Raw genomic sequence first — 16,998 nt, forward strand, 5'->3', positions numbered from 1 at the left:
GCTTAAGAGTTTTTATTTTTTTTGAAGGTGTTTTTATGTCTCATAAACAGTTGGTGTGTCCAACCTGTACATGCAAAAACGATAATGGTTCCCAAAGTAGAGGCTACAATTATAGGCCAAAAAGAGGCTTTAATTAAATCAAGATATAACATAATGGCAACTCCTGGAGGCACAAAAAAGAATGCCATATTCTTAGTTAAAAAAGTACTAAGTCCCCTAACCCACTCTAATTTTATCCAACCTAATTCTAAAGACAGCGTTAAAAGCAACATTCCTATTATACTCGATGGCATTTTAATTCCTGTAAGATAAACCACAATCTCACCAAAAAGTAAACACCCTAAAATTATTACTACTTGCCGCATATAATGTAGTCTTTATAAGTACTACTAAATTCAATTAATTAGTCGCACACATATTAATTATTCTAACCACAAAAATAACCATTAACTGACTAAAAATGGACAGAAACCCATTTGTTTTAACCATTTTAAGAGATTTTATACAATAAAGCAAACACGACTAAAATGATTCAGAATATCCATTATATATGGCATGAAAATTACTAAAAAAGGATATAAGTTATTAAAAATTGTAAAAACGCTATGATGTCATCGTATTCAAAATATCTTTGTAAGATATAAAGTTGTCATTATACGACTCATTAAAATTTTAAACTAATTACACATGGGAATATTCAATAAAATATTAGGAAATGCTTCTGAAGTGTCTCCTGAACAACTAAATGAAAAATACAAACGATTACTAATTGATGGAGAATCTGTAGAATTAGGATTTAAACTCTTAAGAGACACTTTTATGTTCACAAATAAGCGTTTAATTTTAATTGATATACAAGGACTTACAGGAAGTAAGCAAGAATATAGGTCGATGCCTTATAAGAGTATTTCTAGATTTTCTTTAGAAACGGCAGGGACATTCGATTTAGATGCTGAATTAAAAATTTGGATATCGAGTGAGAACTTACCTTCCGTAAGCAAAAAGTTTAATAAGAGTATAAATGTCTACGAAGTTCAGAAGTATTTGGCCCAGAAAGTCATGTGATTTCCCTATAGCAATCTAAAGTAATACCTAAGAAAAAACGCTTCAAAAATAAATTTTGAAGCGTTTTTAATTTATAGTTTAAACTTAAAAGAACTAGTCGATTAAACTTAAATCGGCAACACCTTTTACCTCTGTAGATAATTCACCTAACCAACCCATATTAGCTTGGATACCTGTTTGGATTTTAATAAAATCTATTCCTGATAATAAAACTGATTCTCCTGCTGCATTAATAGCATCAGCAATATCGATACGATCTCCACCGGCAGTATTATCTGCATAACCGTATTCAAATGCCGCACTTGTTATAAATGTAGGATTAGTCATATTCACATTTTCACTTGTTAAAAGCGTCCCTTGTATGGTATAAGAATCTTCGGTAATCCATTCTGGATAATACGCTTGCTTATGAAATGCATTTTTAGCCACAACTCCTGTAGCGCCCTCGCTATCTTCCCAAGCCACATCGTCATCGTCTGAAGCTGGTTTAAAATAAGTCATACTGTAGTTACGAATTGTTCCTTCTAAATCGTGACCACTTCCTTTAATTTCATACCAAGTATCATCAGCGATTCCGTTAGCATTTTCATCTTGCATTACCCAAATAACTCCAGGTTCAGCAAAACTAGACATTGCATTTCCATACACTATAAAATCATTTTCGTCTGTAGTATTTATAACTGTATGGTCGAATCCTAAAGTAATTGAACCTCCCCAAGCACCTAGAGTTACAAGTCCAGTTGCTCCATTTAAAACACCTTCTGCACTTTCTAAATTCCCTGGATTTTTATTTATGAATTGTCCCGGAGCAGGTAAATATTCAAATAAATCTGTAACATAAGCTATACTACTGGCTGTTGTAGGACGAATAAAAGCATCTACAGTTATCGCGTAATCGAAAGTAAATTCTCCACTTATATTATATGCACGATACGATAATGCATAGTCGCCTGAAGTTTCAGGAGTAAAATTATAAGAGGTTTCTGCAGACACTAAACTATCTCCAATAAACCATTCGTTTGTATACTCTGTATTATTTAAAGGTGTAGCTTCAAAAGTAATAGTCGATCCCATAGACATTGATACGGCTTGTTCTTCTACAGACAATTCAACTTCAGGAGCTAAAAGTGGATCTTCATCGTTTGAGCATGCTAAGAATAAAGCACTACATCCTACTAAAAGGGCGAATTTGTTTGTTGTTAAAAAATTTAATTTTTTCATGTTCTTCTTTATTTATATTTATTGAGGTTGATATACAAATTGGATTTTGGCAGGAATATCGCCAGTAACGACTTTCCATTTAAATTCACCATCCGAATCGAAACAATACAAATCGCCCGGCGTAACATAATCTTTGGCGTCTGTAATGTAAATGTCTTCGTTATCTGGATTTATAGCGATTCCGTAAGGAATTTGAATAAGATCTTCATTACCTGCTGCGATAAAAGAACCGTCTAAAATGGTTTCCGTTTTCGTATCTAATTTGCTATAGGAAATGGTGTTTTCTCCAGTAAAATAATTAAATTCGGTACTGTAGATGTAAGCTATATTGTTGTGAATAGTCATATTGCTAACGGCTAAATCGAATGTTTTTTTAACAGTTTCTGTCTTTGTGTCTACAACGTAAAGCTTTGAAAGCGTTTCAAAATAATCCCCTCTAGAAGACACATACAAATCGCCTTCATCATCAATTTTTAAGCGATGTAAGTTTATACCAACTTCAATGCGTTTTGTTTCTGTAAAACTTGGAATATCAATTACAGAAACGGTAGTTTCATAATCTGGCGGACTATAGCCTCCAGAATTTGCAACATAAATCTTATTATTGTAAGCAACTAATTCTTCAGGCTGGCGGCCAACATCTACTTTACGCGTCACACTTAAACTTGTGGTATCAATTTCGTTAACTTGACCTTGTGGAGCACTCGGATCTCCAATAACACCCAAATAGGTGCTTAAATAGGCTTTCCCTTCATAAAAGGTGATATAGCGACAATTGTCAACATTAATTTGTTTCAATTTTTCACCTGTTTTCACATCTAAAACCTCAACTTTATTTGATGCATTAACAACGATATACATTTTAGAACCGTAGATTCCTATATCATTTGCAACATCCCCTAAACCTCCAACTTCGTTTGGATTCGCGTCTTTAAAGCGCTCTCTTTTATATTCTCCAGACTCAAAATCCATAAAATCTAGGGAGGCTTTGTTCATAAACATATTCCCTTCATTAACAACATAGAATCCTTTCAAAACTGACTCAACATCGGGTTCTTCAGGTTGTTGAATATCATCATCGACAGAAAATGTGTCGTCTGTTCGACAGGAGTAAACTGATAAAACAGTTACAAAAAGGAGTAGAAACTTTTTCATAGGATTTTATATAAATTTTAAAGTGTATAATTAAGTGTAAGGCGATACGAACGTCCCGGCATTGGAAAATTCTTAATCACATCGTATTGTTGATTTAAAACATTGTTGACCTCTACCCCAACTTGCATGGGATTTTCAAAAAATGGAAATGTATAATTCACCGATAAATCATGCGTGTACCACGGCTGCACATAATTAGATTCTATATTTGCTTTTTGACTGTAACGGCTTCCCGTATAGATAAAACTGTAGTTAAGCTGAAAGGCTTTGAAACCCGCCATTACAGTTGCGCTCCCACTGTTTAATGGGATATACGGAATTTGATCGCCATAACTATTGCTTCCTGGAGTGACATCTATGGATTTTTGATACGTATAATTAACCATTCCCGTAACATCCAAATCAGCAGTGAATTTTAGGGATGATTTTAAGCCAACCTCAACACCTGTCGTTTCCACTTTTCCTAAATTGAGCATCATCCATCGGAATAAATTTGCTCCGGGAACAGCTACAATTTTGTCGGTAATCCATACTTTATAAACATCGGCTTGGACTTCAAAAAATGCCGACGGATTCGCATGCTGATACGAAAACCCAAAGTCAATTTGTTCGGAATCTTCAGGTCTTAAGAAGGTGTTTCCAACAAAGGTGTAATACAAATCGTTAAAAGTTGGCATCCTGAAAATATTTTTATAAAACGCACGTAATCTTAAATCTGAATTTTGAAAAGGTTGTACATTAAGTAATACTGAAGGTGAAAACTTCTGAAAATCGTCTGCAGAATCATAAGCCTGTACTGTTTCATAAACGGTAGTACTTAGTACACTTAGTTGAAGGTTTACACGTTTAAAAAAGAAATTGCTCGCCAAAGCATTCAACAAGGTAAATCGCTTGGGATATGCAAAACGATACAGGTTGGCATCGAGTGTGCTTTCCTCAAAATCTGAAGCTAGAGATACGTCCCAAAAAGGCTTTAGTTTAACAGTATTTACTATGGAAGTATAATATTTTTTCTGATTGTATCTATTGTCTAAAATCCCATCTAGAGACACAATTTCAGGATCGACATATCGGGTGTAGACATCTTCATATTTTCCACGAATCACAAAGAAATAAGAATCGCTCACTTCATATCTAAATTCCCCTTGAACAAAACTATTCTGATCCCATAAGCGTTGCGGACGTTCAAAGCGATTCGCTACAATTGCACCAGGCAATCCGCGTTCGGAATCGAAAAAATAGTATTTTATTTGCCAGCTACTTTTTTCTGAAGGATTCCCATAAAGTGCCGCTTCCAAACGATACGATTTTATATCGGCATTATTTCGAACAGCAATCGTATCGTAACTTCCGTTGGTGTATCTAAATTCATATTCCCCATCGGCAGACACCAATTCCGAACTTATTCGTGCGGCTAGTTTATCACTTAATCTATAATCGAATGACAACGAAGGGTTAACCAATCCGAAAGACCCCGTTTTAAAAGTTAAATCAGCTGCATATTTTTTCTCATTTTCAAAATCCGGAAGCTTAGATTTTAAATAAATACTATTTGCAGAAGCATAGCCATTTGCAGACTGGTCTAAATCGGTACGCTGTCCTTGGTAAAGGCTCACTTCTTCCATATTACTTAAGGAATATTTCCCTAAATCGACTTGACCATTTTGAGCATTTCCCAAGCGTACACCATCGTAAAACACTCCTGTATGCTGCGATCCCATACTACGAATGTTCACTGTTTTTAATCCGCCAATTCCACCGTAATCCTTAAGCTGAACACCGCTAAAATACCGAATCGCATCGGCTACATTTAAACTATTTAATCGGGTTAGTGTCGCTCCATCAAGAGTCTGTACAGGCGCCGGAGACACATGTTTTTTATGTTGTGAATTGTTGTATTTTAAAACAACCTCTTTTAATGTTGTGGTAGTAGAAATCGTATCCTGTTCCTGTGCAAATACCGACACCGAACAGCAACATGCTAAACACCCAATTAAAATAGAATTATAAAAATATTTTAAAAACCTCACCTCATTTAATTTAGCGCCAACGAGGTAGACTAACCACGACAAAACATGGCTACTCCTATAGAGAAGAATAATAAGATTCTAATCCCAGCTTTTATCCCCGAAAGCTATTTGAATTACTAAAAAATGGCAGGTCTTCTGACTTACTCCTTCCACCCGGCCTTCCCTTTCTATTGAAAAGTGACACTAAATTAGGCTTCAGTTATGAGCTTACAGCTGCGGGACAGTCTCGGATTTACACCGAATTCCCTTTTAATGTTTGCGTTAAAAAAAACACAACAACCATTTTCCCTTTATACTTTAAAAAAAACAAATTTAATCAAATAATTAAGGAACAAACAATCAAAATTTGACGCTCATATTATTAAAATTATTTGTAAACTAATTTTATCTCACTTATTTAAGATGAAATATTTCCTTTAATAAGGACGACAAAAGTAAAAGCTCAAAAATTGATAAATTATGATATTTATCATACGATATCAATTTGCTTCTAATTTGTAATTATTCTGAAGTTAAGATCTTCCTTCAGGTTTGAATGATATAGAAATTATTGTAATTCTATTACACCTCATTTGCACCCTAAAAGTAAGAATTCAGAGTTAAATAAGAATTAACAGACATCTCGATAGAACAAATCAATTCAATATCTTTTAAGCACTAAATTATACCAAGCTCCCATTTGAGGTAAAAAAATATTCTTATAAAAATATAAAAATTGTCATTTTGAAAACTTTGATATCTATTCCCCTTTTAATACAGACTCACTGGAATCATTTTTCTCGTTGCAGAAAGAATATGTACTTCTAAAATAGCCATGTTTCATAATACTATTCTTATTCAGCAATTTATACGATGCATCTCCGAGATCCAATTGTGACTAGTTCTACTAGGTTTAGTCAATATAAATTTCATGGTATACAACTTGAAAACGAAATAAAATAAGTTGTTAAATATCCTATGGCACCTTGAAAACGATAAAATCATTTCAGTTTTAATCTTAATATAAAGAACTAAAAGATCACAATAGTCAATCAAGGATTTAATGCAAATCTCAACTTTTCATATCTTACCCCAGGAACGACTACAAAGTTTCGTCCGTTTATTAATCTAAATAAATTATTTTTAAAATCGTAAATTGAATATTTAAATTTATCATGTACAGAGGTTACAAAAAACACCCATTATGAAAAACATATTATGTTACCTATTCCTCGGATTCCTTATTATGGGATGTGCAAAAAAATCTGCAATTAACGATCCCATACCTAAACATGACAATTTTACTATCGATTCTAAAATTCTAGAAGAAACACGAGTAATTAATGTTTGGACTCCTCCAAATTACAGCACTAAAAATGACACCTTTCCTGTGTTATACATGCCCGACGGAGGTATAAAAGAAGACTTTCCACATATTGCAAATACACTTGAAAAACTTATAGAAAGCAGTAGCATTCCACCTTTTATTCTTGTTGGTATTGAAAACACAGAAAGAGGTCGAGATTTATCCGGTCCTTCTCAAGAAGAAGCCGATGCAGAATATTGTCCGCTTACAGATGGAGCCAAAAACTTTAGAGCCTTTATTACAGATGAATTAATGCCTCAGATAAATAAAAATTATCGCGTATCTAATCAAAAAGGAATCATTGGAGAATCTCTAGCAGGATTATTTGTTATGGAAACCTTTTTTATAGCTCCGGAAACATTCAATTTTTATATCGCCATGGATCCCTCATTATGGTGGAACAACCATTATTTAGAACAACAATCTGCAATCTATTTGGATGTTTTTCCAGAAGCTCAGACTAAACTTTGGTTTGCAGGTTCTACTGCCGAAGATATTTCTGTTCACACAAATAACTTAGCTAAAACGCTCGTACAACATGCTCCAGATAATTTGACTTGGACCTATTCTGAAGAAGAAAATGAACAGCATAATACCATCTTCCGAGCGACAAAAGAAAAGGCTTTGATATGGGCTTTAAAAGATACTGATGAAAATTAAGAAAGCTATCTAATCAGACATGGCAGAAAGCTGCTTAATTGCAAAGTTTTGTTCCACTTATAATTACTACATTCGTTGTCTATCTAAAGAAAACGCTGAATGAGAGCATATTTCCGACTTCAATTTAAAATGTTTAATAGAAATATGATTGCGTTCGGTTTGCCGCTTTTAATTGGATATACACTTATACCGCTTCTATTTGTTTTGTTCTCTAATTATCTATTCTCAATCATTGAATTTGAAACTCCTATTTATTGCTTAATTGCATTGGGTTTCGTCTCAAAACTGAGCGACCCGAAACGTAACGATTTTCTAAAATCTATTTATAACAAAACCAACTATTTAAAACTAAGGAGTATAGAAAACCTTATCTATGCACTACCATTCACACTATTTTTAATCTATAAAACCCAATTTTTAACAGCAATACTTTTAAACTTATTGGGAATTAGTATTATACTCTTTAATTTTAATACGCATATTAATATGACCATCCCTACGCCTTTTGGGAAAAAACCATTTGAGTTTGTTGTTGGATTTAGAAAGACCTTTTTTATCTTTCCAATCTCTTATTTTTTAACATACATATCAATTACAGTTGGTAATTTTAATCTGGGCGTATTTGCTATGATCCTGATTGCCTTAATTTGTTTGTCATACTATTCTAAAATAGAACACGAGTATTTTGTGTGGAACTTCAACGTATCTGCTAAAGATTTTTTATTTGAAAAAACAAAAACCTGTTTAACGTATTTTACTATTTTATGCCTGCCTATTCTAATTGCTTTATGTATTTGTTTTGTTCATGAAATCTCTATATTACTTGTGTTTTTTCTTTTATGTCATGCTTATCTTATCACCTTGATTTTTGCTAAATATTCAAGTTTCCCTAAGGAGATGAACATATCTCAAGGCATTTTAATAGCTATCAGCATAATGTTTCCTCCTATGTTATTTGTTATAATTCCGCTCTTTTATTCGCAATCCATAAAAAAATTAAACACCGTTTTAAAATGATTATAATTAAAAATTTATCGAAGTCTTATGGAAAAAACCAAGTGCTTAATAACATTAATTTAGACATAAAAAAAGGGAATGTATACGGTATTGTTGGAGAAAATGGCGCAGGAAAAACCACCTTGTTTCGATGCCTTGCAGGACTAGAATCCTTCGAAGGTAAAATCGCATCACATCTTAATCCGTTAAAAAATCACCTAGGACTGTTACTTACAGAACCGTTTTTTTTCTCAAAAATTACAGGAAAAGAATATATTCAACTTTTAGCGAATTCTAGACAAATTACACTGACAAATATCGAAGAACGAAATATATTTGATTTACCGCTAAATCAGTACGCTTCCACCTACTCTACTGGCATGAAAAAGAAATTGGCATTAACAGCTATACTTTTACAAGACAATGCTGTATTTATTCTAGACGAACCCTTTAACGGCGTAGATATTCAAAGTAATTTAATGATTACTGAAATTATAAAAAAGCTTAAAAATTTAGATAAAACGATAATTATTTCATCTCATATCTTTTCGACTTTAGCAGATACATGTGATGAAATATTCCTAATGAAAGATGGTGAAATCATTAAAAAAGTAAAGCAAATAGATTTTGATAATCTTGAATCAGAAATGAAAGCATTTACTATTGGAAACCGCATAGACAAACTCGAATTAAAATAAAAAACCGTGACATTAAAATGTTATAATGGATAATTTCAACACTTCAGATTAAGTCATAAATTGTATTTTAGTGGTTTCTAATTTTATAAAATCAGTAAAATGAATCCATCTATAGTAACTGTTGAATGGCTAAATAGCCACCTGAGCACTGAAAATTTAGTCATTTTAGACTGTACCCTAAAAAATCAACTTCTTAAACAACCTGTAGAAATTCAGGATATTCAAATTCCAAACGCTCGATTTTTCGACCTAAAGTTTAAATTCAGTGATTTAACAAATGCATTCCCTACGGCTTATCCTGAAAAAGCGCAATTTGAAAAAGAAGCGCAAAATCTGGGAATTAATAATGATAGTATTATAGTGGTCTACGATGCTAATGGCATTTATTCTAGTCCGAGAGTTTGGTGGTTATTTAAATCTATGGGACATAAAGCCGTTTATGTTTTGGACGGTGGCTTACCTGAATGGATAAAAAAAGATTTCCCTTCCGAAAAAAAATCAACAAAAGACTATTTAAAAGGAGACTTTCAAGCCAAATTGGATCCTGTTATGGTTAGAAAATTCGATGCTATTTTCAATAATTTATCTTCTAAAAAAGAACTCATTATAGATGTGCGTTCAGAGGACCGATTTAATGGTTTATCTGAAGAACCTCGTGAAGGACTTAGAAGTGGAAATATTGAAAACTCTATTAATTTACCATATACAAAAGTTCTAAAGGACGGAAAATTTGAAACTGAAGAAAACATAAAACAACTATTCAATTTCTTAGAAGAAGAGCATAGAAATGTTGTGTTTAGTTGTGGTTCTGGAATTACAGCTTGTGTGGTGTATTTAGCAACAGAAGGGATATTAAAAAACGCTAAAGCCGTTTATGATGGATCTTGGACCGAATGGGGAGAAAAGGTGAAATCTTAAAGATTTATATTAATTACTCACCTTTAATATAACAAAAAGGTAAGCTTTGGAGACTATAAAATTTCTTGATTACAACTTCTCTTTAAAGGCATTAAAAACCAAAAACATTCCACAACAAGACATGAAACACATCTTTTTAATTTTAATATTTACCACATTTTTATTGTCTTGTAAACAACAAAACAAGGTCACTACAAATAAGAAACAAGATATTTCGGCATTACAGGACTCCTTAGCTAAACACCTAAATTCGGTCTATAAACAAGATGCTATAATGGGATTTTCGGTAGCTGTGGTAAATGAAAACGGATTGATTTACGATAATGGATTTGGATTTACAGATATTGAGAAAAAGCATCCTTATACGTCTTCTAGTATTCAAAACATTGCTTCCATTTCTAAAACATTAATTGGGATAGCGTTACTGCAGGCGCAAGAATTAGGAGCTTTAAATATTAATGATCCGATTAACGATTACTTACCTTTTAAAATTGTAAATCCTAATTATCCAGAAATTCCTATTTTAATCAAACACCTGGCATATCATACCTCATCTATTACAGATCTTGATGAAATCTATTCAAAATCGTATGTTTTAGATAAATCTGAACACGAAGAAGATGAAGGTGTATTCGAATATTTTAATCAGCCAAACACTAAAATCTCACCTTTAGCCTTTTTTCAGAATAGCTTATCGGAAGATGGGATTTGGTACACTGAAGATACTTTTTTAAAATCTAAACCCGGAGAAGCTAGGGAATATTCGAATATCGCCGCGGCACTTTGTGCACAAGTGATTGCAAATGCTACCGGAAAAGATTATCAATCATTTACCATAGACAATATTTTAAAGCCCTTAAAAATGACTAATTCTGGTTGGTCTAACGCGGATATTGACAGTACAAAACGTTCTGAATTATTTGTAACTAAAACGATGACTGTAGCAGGTTATTCTCTTATTACCTTTGCAGATGGCGGATTTATTACCTCTAGTAAAGACTTAGGTTTACTCTTATCAGAATTCATTAAAGGCTATAAAGGTAAAGGCACATTGTTAACTGCCCAGAGTTATAAAACGCTGTTTGAGATTAAACAATTTAACAATCCTGATCAAGATAAAATAGTTGGTGTTTTTATGGAATTTAGAGATGGATTTTTTGGTATTAAAGAAAATTTAGTGGGTCATAATGGATCTGATCCAGGCGTAATGACAGCTATGTATTTCAATCCTAAAACAGACCTAGGAAAACTTGTCCTAACAAATACAGATACCGATTTTAATGATGCTGTATGGCCCGAAATAGAATCCATTTGGATGGCTTTATCAGAATTTGAAACCAAATTAAGCACCCAGAAGCTCTCACTTCAAAATGATTAAATCATAACAGCACTTCACCTATTTCCGTAGTCCTAGACATTAATAGCACTCATATCCTTAATCTACCCAATGCCTACTATTAAACGAATCACTAAAATAGTATTAATCATATTAGGCGTATTAACCCTTGTATCACTTTTCATGGGAGATTTAATAATCCTATTTGCCGTTCTTTTTGGTATCTTATTTTTATATTATTTAATAGTGTATTTCACGACAAATAAACTCTCCAAGAAAGAACACAAAGCCAATATTTATATTGTAACTGTGTTATTATTCATCCCTATTATTTGGATTGTTTTAGATTGGGAAGGTTTTTTAATTTTATGCTCCAAGGGTTCGATATTGGTATGAATAATTAAGTAATATACAGTAACAACATCTTCTAAAATTTACTATTTTTAATCTTAGTTTTTCAGTCGATATAAGGCTGATGTAATCACTTTCGATTTAAACTCAATTTGTTAAAAAGCCGCTTTGCAGGAACTATTTAATTTTTAGTGTTATGAATCTTAAATCAATCTAACAGTGCGACTCCTATAGAATAAAAATTCACAAACCACCATTCAGTAAAAAAAATAAAAATTAACACACGTCCGTAAGACGACATTTATGAAAATAATCAAACCTCTTCTTCTTTCAATTTTTTTTCTACTACATTCTTGTGCTTTAAAACCAATTACTTCTGAATACACATTTGTTAAAACGGATATAGAAAATGTCGATATCGACCAGTTGGGCAACGGACAAATTCTGATTTATAATAGTGCAGATATTTTGCATAAATTGGATAATACGGCAAGATTAAATGTTTGGATAGATAACAAACAGCTAGGACAAATTAGACCTAGCGAGTACGTAATTATTAACTTTAAACCTGGACAATATGAATTTAAACTGCTTCATATAGATTTTGTAAAAATGTCTAGTAACCACACCGTAATAGTTGATAAAGACACCAAAATAATTAAAATTAAACCGACAGTTACGTCTAACAGACTCGACGTTACGAATGAGATTCCTGAAAATTTTAATAAATTTAATTACGCCGAAAAACATTAAAACTACACTAGTTAGAGGTCTAGGTGTTTACAATCCCTTATTGTTCTCCAATATTTTAACACGCTTGTAAATACGTCTAATCTGCGTTAAATATGCAGAGCTTTTTATCATATAAAAAAGGACACTATTAGTATTTCAATGCTATTTTATTCTAAGACGTTACTGAGTATTCAATTTAGAATATATATCTAAACTAATAAATTCGCCATTTTTAATTTCACAGTCTATCATGGTTCCTTCTAAATTGAATTTCAGTTTTGAAAGCGCATTTTTACAATTGGTATTTTCAGTTTCAACAAATCCCTCAATTCTATGCAGCCCCTTAGTATTAAAAGCGTAATTTAAAATAAGGGGAATAGTTTCAGTCATAAATCCTTTTCCCCAGTGTTCCGCTAATAACCAAAATCCGATTTCCGCTTTTTTATGAGCTTTGCTTAAATCGTTTAAACCTCCAGCACCTAAAAATTCACCATTAACCTTAGAGCAAACGGCCCACCATATACCGGTTTCATTTTTTTCAAGATCGGAAAACCATTGCATTTGTTCTTTAGTTGCTTCTAAACTTTTAAAACTAATACCATAATATTTTATAATCTCGGGATGAGAAAGTCCCTTAAAAACATGTTCTAAATCTGAATTGACAAATGGTCTTAAAAGGATTCTTTCGGATTCTAAAACAGGGAAATTAGTATTCATTTTGAGTTTGATATTTATATTAAAGATCTGGACTAGGTTTCTTTGAACGTATTTTTCATTACAATAGTCTTAAAATATAGATAGTTTACTCACAGTGGTAAACTCTTCTAGAAACTTCATACCCTTATACGAATTCCCTTTTTTATTTAATTTCGGACTCCAAACAGCAATAGCATATTTATCTGGATGCACTGCGATAATACCTCCGCCAACACCACTTTTTCCTGGTAAACCTACTCTAAACGCAAATTCCCCAGACTCGTCGTAAAACCCACAGGTTTGCATGAGTGCATTTATACGTTTCGATTGAGTTTCTGTAAGTATCTGGTATTGATCTGTTGGTCTGCGACCATTATTTGTTAAGAATAAAAAGAGTTCAGAAAGTTCTTTGCAATTCATTTCCAGTGAGCACAGATTAAAATAGAAATCAAGCACATCCGTAGGTTCATTTTTTATGTTTCCCAAGGATTTAATAAAATTACATAAAGCGATGTTTCCATATCCTACTTTTTTTTCAGACTCCGCAATCACACTAGAATAGTTAATTTCTGCATTATTAGAAATACTCCTTACAAAAGCTAAAAATTCTTCTTTTGGATTCTCTAACTCACTCAATAAAATATCAGAAATCACCAACGCACCAGCATTAATAAACGGATTTCTAGGTATGCCATGTTCTACTTCCAATTGCAATAGCGAATTAAAAGCATTTCCAGAAGGTTCGACATCTACGCGTTCCCAAATTTTTGCTCCCAGTCGACTATACGCTAAAGTGAGCGACAATACTTTGGCAATACTCTGAATCGAGAATCGTTCTTCCCAATCTCCCATTCCAAAATTTTGATGATCCATTGTAGAAATGTGTACTCCAAATTTCTCAGGATCTACACGAGCTAATTCTGGAATATAAGCCGCTAAATGCCCTTCATTCGTTATATTTTTAACGTTGTGGTAGCTGTCTTCAATGATGTCTTTAAAATTCACGTGTCCCTATGGTATTAAATAAACTCTTGTGTTGTATGCGCTGTAAAAAAACGAATGTAAACATTACAAACGAAAAATAAAATAAGAAAATGGTTTAGTACGTATATCGTGAGTCGTTAAATGGAATTAGAAATATACTGCGGACGCATTTACTTCGGAAGCAATTGTTTTTCTGTTAAAAGCACTGTTCTTGACGTCCCATTTTCGTTGACTTCAATTTCTATCGTCTTTGCAAAATTTCTGTTTGTCCAATACGTATGTAGCGCTTGTGTATCTAAATGTGAAACATCTACACCATCAATCGCTAAAATCTGTGTTCCTATTGCTATAGGTTTGTCCAACACATAATTATTTTCGTAACCGTATATTATAATCTGATTTTTCAGGTAATCGGGATGAAAAAACACTTGATATTCTTCTAATATTGAAGGTTCAAATTGGTCATTTTGGTCTAGATAAAACTTTTCATTATTCCAATCCAAGGTAACTGTAAATTTCTCGAAAAAAGAATTCCCTAATACATTTGAATCGCCTTCGGCAAACGTGACAAGTTGCTCTGTAGCATTTAAAATATCTAGTAACTGAATAGAAAGTAAAGTGCTATATTTTATATTTGTCATGATGCCATTCGCACCAATACTATTTATACCTGTAGTGGTTATATACGGAATTGTATTATTTGCATTTAGAGTATTGAAGGTCGATAACTGGGCACTTACAAATCCGCTATATCCTGTATCGAACGTATACTTGTTTTCAGTTGTATTTAATTTGATTTTTATTTCTGCATCTCCATATTTTCCAGAATTAGTCTTAAAAATAAGTGCTTCAGTACTAATCTTGAAATGGTCCATATTATCGGATAATCGAATGACTTTGTTTTTGTAATCGATTTGCCATTTTGCTTTCCGCATAAGATTACTCCCGATAATGCCTGAGTAACTATCTTTTCCTAAAAACTGATAAAAATGAGAAAGATCAGAAGTGTATGCACCCGTATCTAGAAAGTTGATGTTTCCTATTTTTAAGTCGTCGATAGAGACATATTTACTTTCACGGCTAATACCATTAGAATCGGAAATTTCGCCATTTACGTTATTCGACTCATAATGAATCGCTTCCAATACACTATAATCTATCACGGTTAAATCGTTACCCGTATCGAATATAAAATTATAGGCATTCCCATCAATAGAAACCTCCAATACAATTTGATTTTTAATGTATTTAAACGGGATTTCTTCAAAATAATGCTCTTGTTTAACATCGCCTTGAGTTACCGTTTTTAATCGTTTTAAAGAAGAACAACTCACTATTGAAACTGAAAATATTAGAATTAGGAGTAGGTTATTTTTCATAAATGTAGAGGTTGTTTTGGTAGTTATTTGTGGGATTAATCTTCTAATTTAGGGAATAAATGTGAGACCTGTGGATTGGATAAAATAGCTTTATTCTACAACATCTCTGCTGGAATTAGAGCATTCCCATTCCTAAATTCACTATCTACAAGATGAACGTTTTCCATGTCTTTAAACAGATTCTTAGAAATATGCTCAAAAACAATCATTTGAAATTCACCTTTATTTTCATTTCGTTCTGCAATGAATTTATCTAGTAACTTAAAAGCTTGGGTGATTTTAAAATCATCACTTTGGTCTTCATCTGCTTTTCTAAAACCATCATCACCATAATATGGCCTACTTGGTTGGTCAATTATAATTAATGGTGCTACATAAGGTGATTTGTTTTTGAAAATAATCTCTTGCATTGCTAGTGAGAAAAAAAGATGTAAGAACATATGGTTTGAACTACTACCAACATTTTCATAAAATGTTGATTTTGGTTTCCTTAATTTTAATGACTTTTCTTTATAATCAAATTCGGGTAAAAAACCTTTATAATTTTCCATTGCATTACCAACAGTAATCATATATTCTCTAATAACTTCCTCAATTAATTTAATTGTCAATTCTCTTTTTATTTCTGTATCATCTATAGTAATTGATTCAAGTTCTTCTTCAATTTTTTTGATATCTTTCTCTATTGAAGCCGTTGGGGAAGAATCTGATTTAGTATATAAGTTTATTTTAGCTTTAACCTCACCAATAAACATATATTTATTTCTATCATTCTCAAAAATTTTGTTTTCTATTGGTAAAGATTCTAATTTAGATTCAATTGTAGTCAATTGATAATTTAACAAAGAGATTTCATCTAGAACTTGTTTGTCAATTGGAGTTTTTGTTTTTCTAGCTTCTTTTATTTCAGTTAATTCTTTAGATAATTGTGAAATTAAAGTGTTGAAACTATCTGATTCAATTACCCCTGTTTCCTTTTTTATAAAATCTATCGGTTTAAGGCTATCTTCAATTTCTGTCAGATTCTTTTTAAAAGAGGAATATTCATTAGTAAAATCTTTTAAGTTTTTAATTTTTCTTTTAATAATGTTCCTTTCTTTTTCTAGTTTTTCTCTTTCAAGTCCTGAACCAGCTTCAATGATTACACCTTTTACGACATTGTTTAATTCTCTTAATGCATCTTTTTCAATTGTATCAGGATTGATCAGTGCAAATTCTTTAGCCTTTTTAATCAATGCCTTTTGCTCTTTTTGAAAATATTCTGATTTTTTCGCTATTTCAGTTTCCTTACGCTTAAGTTTTATTAAACTTTTAGAGGTCAGTAGTTAGTTACTTATTAATTTAGTTTGATATATTTTATCTCTATCGACCATTTTTGTTATTAAGTTATTGAATATTGTGTTCTTACTTTGCGAACGATTTATTCTAAAAC

15 protein-coding genes, 1 pseudogene and 1 riboswitch are annotated in these 16,998 nt (G+C 32.2%); of the genes and pseudogenes, 7 read left to right on the forward strand and 9 right to left on the reverse strand.

What is annotated here, in order from left to right; translation table 11 throughout:
• Positions 1-2 precede the first annotated feature (2 nt).
• Positions 3-365 (reverse strand): CidA/LrgA family protein, encoded by a 363-nt coding sequence (locus R6X41_RS13925; RefSeq protein ID WP_318500952.1) that lies wholly within the window; start codon positions 363-365, stop codon positions 3-5.
• A 322-nt stretch (positions 366-687) separates the two neighbouring features.
• Here R6X41_RS13925 and R6X41_RS13930 point away from each other — a divergent pair, with 322 nt between their 5' ends.
• A complete protein-coding gene (locus R6X41_RS13930; RefSeq protein ID WP_318500953.1) occupies positions 688-1,065 on the forward strand; it encodes a PH domain-containing protein in 378 nt (125 codons plus the stop codon).
• A gap of 93 nt (positions 1,066-1,158) precedes the next feature.
• Here the strand turns inward: R6X41_RS13930 and R6X41_RS13935 are convergent, their stop codons facing one another.
• The 3 genes from R6X41_RS13935 to R6X41_RS13945 are packed head-to-tail and all read right to left on the reverse strand — an operon-like array spanning position 1,159 to position 5,471.
• A complete protein-coding gene (locus tag R6X41_RS13935; RefSeq protein ID WP_318500954.1) occupies positions 1,159-2,286 on the reverse strand; it encodes a PKD-like domain-containing protein in 1,128 nt (375 codons plus the stop codon).
• Between the two features lie 18 nt (positions 2,287-2,304).
• Positions 2,305-3,441, reverse strand: coding sequence for a YncE family protein (locus R6X41_RS13940; protein WP_318500955.1), 1,137 nt, complete (start codon positions 3,439-3,441; stop codon positions 2,305-2,307).
• A gap of 17 nt (positions 3,442-3,458) precedes the next feature.
• The gene (locus R6X41_RS13945) at positions 3,459-5,471 is read right to left on the reverse strand and encodes a TonB-dependent receptor plug domain-containing protein (protein WP_318500956.1); all 2,013 of its coding nucleotides are present in this window, start codon (positions 5,469-5,471) and stop codon (positions 3,459-3,461) included.
• 108 nt (positions 5,472-5,579) lie between these two features.
• Positions 5,580-5,770, reverse strand: a riboswitch (cobalamin riboswitch).
• A gap of 884 nt (positions 5,771-6,654) precedes the next feature.
• Here R6X41_RS13945 and R6X41_RS13950 point away from each other — a divergent pair.
• The 6 genes from R6X41_RS13950 to R6X41_RS13975 all read left to right on the forward strand — a co-directional run bounded on the left by R6X41_RS13950 (position 6,655) and on the right by R6X41_RS13975 (position 12,528).
• Complete coding sequence (locus R6X41_RS13950) at positions 6,655-7,476, forward strand: alpha/beta hydrolase (RefSeq protein WP_318500957.1); 822 nt, start codon at positions 6,655-6,657, stop codon at positions 7,474-7,476.
• A 99-nt stretch (positions 7,477-7,575) separates the two neighbouring features.
• Positions 7,576-8,493, forward strand: coding sequence for an ABC transporter permease (locus R6X41_RS13955; RefSeq protein WP_318500958.1), 918 nt, complete (start codon positions 7,576-7,578; stop codon positions 8,491-8,493).
• The gene (locus R6X41_RS13960; RefSeq protein WP_318500959.1) at positions 8,490-9,170 is read left to right on the forward strand and encodes an ABC transporter ATP-binding protein; all 681 of its coding nucleotides are present in this window, start codon (positions 8,490-8,492) and stop codon (positions 9,168-9,170) included. The genes R6X41_RS13955 and R6X41_RS13960 overlap by 4 nt, the downstream gene beginning before the upstream one ends.
• A 99-nt stretch (positions 9,171-9,269) precedes the next feature.
• A complete protein-coding gene (locus tag R6X41_RS13965) occupies positions 9,270-10,088 on the forward strand; it encodes a sulfurtransferase (protein WP_318500960.1) in 819 nt (272 codons plus the stop codon).
• Positions 10,089-10,134: 46 nt separating this feature from the next.
• Positions 10,135-11,466, forward strand: a complete 1,332-nt coding sequence (locus tag R6X41_RS13970; protein ID WP_318500961.1) for a serine hydrolase domain-containing protein — start codon at positions 10,135-10,137, stop codon at positions 11,464-11,466.
• A gap of 612 nt (positions 11,467-12,078) precedes the next feature.
• Complete coding sequence (locus R6X41_RS13975; protein WP_318500962.1) at positions 12,079-12,528, forward strand: hypothetical protein; 450 nt, start codon at positions 12,079-12,081, stop codon at positions 12,526-12,528.
• A 159-nt stretch (positions 12,529-12,687) separates the two neighbouring features.
• Here the strand turns inward: R6X41_RS13975 and R6X41_RS13980 are convergent, their stop codons facing one another.
• The 5 genes and pseudogenes from R6X41_RS13980 to R6X41_RS14000 form a co-directional block, all read right to left on the reverse strand.
• Positions 12,688-13,224, reverse strand: a complete 537-nt coding sequence (locus R6X41_RS13980; RefSeq protein WP_318500963.1) for a GNAT family N-acetyltransferase — start codon at positions 13,222-13,224, stop codon at positions 12,688-12,690.
• A gap of 69 nt (positions 13,225-13,293) precedes the next feature.
• Complete coding sequence (locus R6X41_RS13985) at positions 13,294-14,208, reverse strand: glutaminase (protein WP_318500964.1); 915 nt, start codon at positions 14,206-14,208, stop codon at positions 13,294-13,296.
• Positions 14,209-14,357: 149 nt separating this feature from the next.
• A complete protein-coding gene (locus R6X41_RS13990; protein WP_318500965.1) occupies positions 14,358-15,566 on the reverse strand; it encodes a retropepsin-like aspartic protease in 1,209 nt (402 codons plus the stop codon).
• 95 nt (positions 15,567-15,661) lie between these two features.
• Complete coding sequence (locus tag R6X41_RS13995; RefSeq protein WP_318500966.1) at positions 15,662-16,801, reverse strand: DUF3732 domain-containing protein; 1,140 nt, start codon at positions 16,799-16,801, stop codon at positions 15,662-15,664.
• Positions 16,802-16,891: 90 nt separating this feature from the next.
• Positions 16,892-16,998, reverse strand: a pseudogene (locus tag R6X41_RS14000) (IS1595 family transposase); the annotation flags it as partial.

The sequence above is a fragment of the Formosa sejongensis genome (genome assembly GCF_033447105.1).
Taxonomy (GTDB): domain Bacteria; phylum Bacteroidota; class Bacteroidia; order Flavobacteriales; family Flavobacteriaceae; genus Formosa.

Coding starts and splice junctions, on each gene's coding strand:
- R6X41_RS13925 (WP_318500952.1), bottom strand. CDS start 365: ATGCGGCAAGTAGTAATAATTTTAGGGTGTTTACTTTTTGGTGAGATT.
- R6X41_RS13930 (WP_318500953.1), top strand. CDS start 688: ATGGGAATATTCAATAAAATATTAGGAAATGCTTCTGAAGTGTCTCCT.
- R6X41_RS13935 (WP_318500954.1), bottom strand. CDS start 2,286: ATGAAAAAATTAAATTTTTTAACAACAAACAAATTCGCCCTTTTAGTA.
- R6X41_RS13940 (WP_318500955.1), bottom strand. CDS start 3,441: ATGAAAAAGTTTCTACTCCTTTTTGTAACTGTTTTATCAGTTTACTCC.
- R6X41_RS13950 (WP_318500957.1), top strand. CDS start 6,655: ATGAAAAACATATTATGTTACCTATTCCTCGGATTCCTTATTATGGGA.
- R6X41_RS13955 (WP_318500958.1), top strand. CDS start 7,576: ATGAGAGCATATTTCCGACTTCAATTTAAAATGTTTAATAGAAATATG.
- R6X41_RS13960 (WP_318500959.1), top strand. CDS start 8,490: ATGATTATAATTAAAAATTTATCGAAGTCTTATGGAAAAAACCAAGTG.
- R6X41_RS13965 (WP_318500960.1), top strand. CDS start 9,270: ATGAATCCATCTATAGTAACTGTTGAATGGCTAAATAGCCACCTGAGC.
- R6X41_RS13975 (WP_318500962.1), top strand. CDS start 12,079: ATGAAAATAATCAAACCTCTTCTTCTTTCAATTTTTTTTCTACTACAT.
- R6X41_RS13980 (WP_318500963.1), bottom strand. CDS start 13,224: ATGAATACTAATTTCCCTGTTTTAGAATCCGAAAGAATCCTTTTAAGA.
- R6X41_RS13990 (WP_318500965.1), bottom strand. CDS start 15,566: ATGAAAAATAACCTACTCCTAATTCTAATATTTTCAGTTTCAATAGTG.